4 protein-coding genes are annotated in these 3,239 nt (G+C 73.7%); 3 read left to right on the plus strand and 1 reads right to left on the minus strand.

Annotated elements, in window-relative coordinates:
* Positions 1–765: SbcC/MukB-like Walker B domain-containing protein (locus ACWGH4_RS33305; RefSeq protein ID WP_453467426.1), on the plus strand; the 765-nt coding region annotated here is incomplete at its 5' end.
* Here the strand turns inward: ACWGH4_RS33305 and ACWGH4_RS33310 are convergent.
* A complete protein-coding gene (locus ACWGH4_RS33310; RefSeq protein WP_441265953.1) occupies positions 755–1,201 on the minus strand; it encodes an AsnC family transcriptional regulator in 447 nt (148 codons plus the stop codon). The genes ACWGH4_RS33305 and ACWGH4_RS33310 overlap by 11 nt on opposite strands.
* Positions 1,202–1,294: 93 nt before the next feature.
* On the opposite strand from ACWGH4_RS33310, the gene ACWGH4_RS33315 reads away from it, so the two are divergent.
* Both ACWGH4_RS33315 and ACWGH4_RS33320 read left to right on the plus strand, forming a co-directional pair.
* On the plus strand, positions 1,295–1,795 hold the full coding sequence (locus ACWGH4_RS33315) for a rhodanese-like domain-containing protein (RefSeq protein WP_453467428.1): 501 nt from the start codon (positions 1,295–1,297) through the stop codon (positions 1,793–1,795).
* A 388-nt stretch (positions 1,796–2,183) separates the two neighbouring features.
* On the plus strand, positions 2,184–3,035 hold the full coding sequence (locus ACWGH4_RS33320; protein ID WP_453467430.1) for an SDR family oxidoreductase: 852 nt from the start codon (positions 2,184–2,186) through the stop codon (positions 3,033–3,035).
* The last annotated feature ends 204 nt before the right edge of the window (positions 3,036–3,239 follow it).

Consider the following 3,239-nt stretch of genomic DNA (forward strand, 5'->3'; position numbering starts at 1 on the left):
GCGGAGGAGGACGCCCGTGCCGCGGCGGCCGGGCCCGCCGCGGCGCCCGGGACGGCCCGCGCCGTCCATGAGGCCGCGGAACGCGCGATGCGTGACGCCGCGTCGGCGCTCGACGCCGCACGCGACAGGTGCGCCCAACTCGACCGGCTGTCCCGGCAGGCCACCGCGGAGACCCTCGCGCTGCGCCCGCTGCGCGAGGAGTACGACCTGGTGGCCCGCCTCGCCTCCCTCACCGCCGGAACCTCCGCCGACAACGAACGCAAGATGCGCCTCGAGTCGTACGTGCTCGCCGCCCGCCTGGAACAGGTTGCGGCAGCCGCCACCGTACGGCTGCAGCGGATGTCCTCCGGCCGGTACACCCTCATCCACTCCGACGCCCGCACCGGCGGGAAACGCGCCGGCCTCGGACTGCGCGTCGTCGACGCCTGGACCGGCAGGGAACGAGACACCGCGACCCTGTCCGGCGGCGAGACGTTCTTCGCCTCGCTCGCCCTCGCGCTCGGCCTCGCCGACGTGGTCACCGACGAGGCCGGCGGCATGCGGCTCGACACCCTGTTCATCGACGAGGGCTTCGGCAGCCTCGACGACCAGACCCTCGACGAGGTGCTCGACGTCCTCGACTCGCTCCGCGAACGTGACCGCAGCGTCGGCATCGTCAGCCATGTCGGCGATCTGCGCCGGCGCATCCCCGCGCAACTGGAGGTCGTCAAGGACCGTGGCGGGTCGGCCGTGCGGCTGCGGACGGAGGCCGCCCTCAGCGACTGATCGGGCGGCCGCGCAGCGGCGAGGAGTAGACGACGCTCGTCGTCACCGACCCCAGGGCGCCGATCTTCCCCGACACCTGCTCGAGGTGGCTCATCGAGCGGGCGGCGACCTTCAGCACGAAGCAGTCGTCGCCGGTGACATGGTGGGCCTCGAGGATCTCGGGCGTCGCGTCCAGCAGGTCGTGGAACGGCTTGTAATTGCCGTTCGGGTAGCGCAACCGTACGAAGGCGAGGATCGGCAGCCCGATCCGCTCCTGGTCCACGACCGCCGCGTACCCCTGGATGACGCCCGCCTCCTCCAGCCTCCGCACCCGCTCGGTGACGGCGCTCGGCGACATGGAGACGGCCCGCGCCAACTCCGCGAAGCTGGCCCTGCCCCGGGTCTGGAGGGCCTCGAGTATGCGCCAGTCGGTGGCGTCCGGTGAATATCCCGTCATGGCCACACACAACAGGGGATCGCCCGGCCGATCAAGGCGAGTGCCGGGGAATCCCACTTCCTGGAGACGATCACCGACCGTAGATTTCTGGACATGACCACGACGCAGAGCAACACCCCCGTGACACAGCCGGCCAACCCCGTCCTGCGGGTGCCGCCCGCCGACCCGGCATCCGCGGCGGCCTACTTCGGTGCGAGCCTGGCCTTCCACGCCGACGTCTCCGACGTGGCGGCCGCGCTCTCGGCCGGCGGCGACCCCGGATTCGTCGTCCTGGACTCCCGCTCCACCGAGTCCTGGAACCAGGGCCACATTCCGGGCGCGGTGCACCTGCCGACCGCGCTGATTCCCGAGCAGGCTGGGGAACTCCTCGACAGGTCCGTGCCGGTCGTCACCTACTGCTGGGGCCCCGGCTGCAACGGAGCCACCCGCGCGGCACTCGCCCTCGCCCGACTGGGCTTCCAGGTCAAGGAGATGCTCGGCGGCTTCGAGTACTGGGCCAGGGAGGGCTTCGCGTTCGAGACCTGGGAGGGCCGTACCGTCCGCGACGCCGACCCGCTGACCGCACCTGTCGGCGCGGACGACTGCGGCTGCTGAACCGCTCTGGGCCGCGCACCGGCCGCCCCTCGTGCAGGCCGCTTCGGCCCCGGACGGACTCGTGGGCGGGCTCGGACGCCGCCGCCGGCCGAGCATCCCGTCGTCACCCGCTCAACGGCGCACGACGGAGGGGGAATGCCGCAGGAAGCCGGCGTATCTCGCCGGATCCTTCCCGCGCGGCCGGGCCGCCCGCAGGACGACATCGAGGACGGCGTCCACGTCGCAGGCGTAATGGCCGCTCGTCCAGGCGGCGTTGGCCTCGACGACGGCCCAGCCGCATGCTCCGAAGGGTGCTGTACGGGACTGCGCCGCGGCACCGGATTCGCCCGGAGCGCCGGTCCCGGAAACCGCATGACAACGCCCGGTGTATCGATCATGATGCATGGCCATGCCCAGAATGCCGTCTCCCTCCGCCGAGTCGCTGCGCCGGGACCCCCTCCCGCTGCGCGGCCGCACCGCCCTCGTCACTGGGGCCAGCCGCACGGGCGGCATCGGCTACGCGGTGGCTCGGCGCCTCGCCGCGTACGGCGCGAGCGTCTACCTCCACCACCACGTCCCGCACGACGCCGCCCAGCCGTGGGGCGCGGAGCCCGGCGGGCCCGAAGCGGTCGCCGCGGGCGTGCGGGAGGCCCTCGGGGCCCCCGAGGCCCTCGTGTGCCATGGTCCCGCGGACCTGTCCGACGCCGACGCCCCGGCCGAACTGCTGGCCACGGCCGCGGACGCGCTCGGCGGCCGTCTCGACATCCTGGTCGCCAACCACGCGCTGAGCGGCTTCGACGGTCCGCTGGACGGGATCGACGCCGCCATGCTCGACGCGCACTGGGCGGTCGACGCCCGCTCCGTGATCCTGCTGGTCCAGGCGTACGCGCGGTCGCGCGCCACACTGCCGGCGCGGACGCCGGGCGGCCGCGTCGTGATGATGACCTCGGGCCAGGACATCGCGGGCGGTATGGCCGGCGAGATCGCCTACGCCCTCGCGAAGGGCGCGCTGGCCTCCGCGACCCGCTCCTTGGCGACCTCGCTCGCCGGCCTCGCCGTGACCGTCAACTGCGTCAACCCGGGGCCGGTGGACACGGATTACCTGGACGGCGAGGTGTACGAGGCCATCGCGTCGATGTTCCCCGCCGGCCGGTGGGGCATGCCGGACGATCCGGCCCGCCTGATCGCGTGGCTGGCGACGGACGAGGCGGAGTGGATCACGGGGCAGGTCATCGACTCGGAGGGCGGGTTCCGCCGCTGACGCTGCGCGGGCGGGGGCCGCTGCGCGGGGGCGTTTCCCCTCCCCGCCCCTTCCCGCAACCGGGCTCCGCCCGGACCCGTACCGCGCTCCGCGCGGACCCGTACCGCGCTCCGCGCGGTGTTTCGGGGGCTCTTCCCCCTACGCCTGGCGGCGTGGGGGGACCCCCACCGGACCCCCGCGCCTCAAACGCCGGCGAGGCTGGAG

This window comes from Streptomyces sp. NPDC054847 (genome assembly GCF_053610925.1).

Excerpts from the sequence above, each read along its gene's own strand:
- ACWGH4_RS33310 (WP_441265953.1), bottom strand. The coding sequence starts at position 1,201 with ATGACGGGATATTCACCGGACGCCACCGACTGGCGCATACTCGAGGCC.
- ACWGH4_RS33315 (WP_453467428.1), top strand. The coding sequence starts at position 1,295 with ATGACCACGACGCAGAGCAACACCCCCGTGACACAGCCGGCCAACCCC.
- ACWGH4_RS33320 (WP_453467430.1), top strand. The coding sequence starts at position 2,184 with ATGCCCAGAATGCCGTCTCCCTCCGCCGAGTCGCTGCGCCGGGACCCC.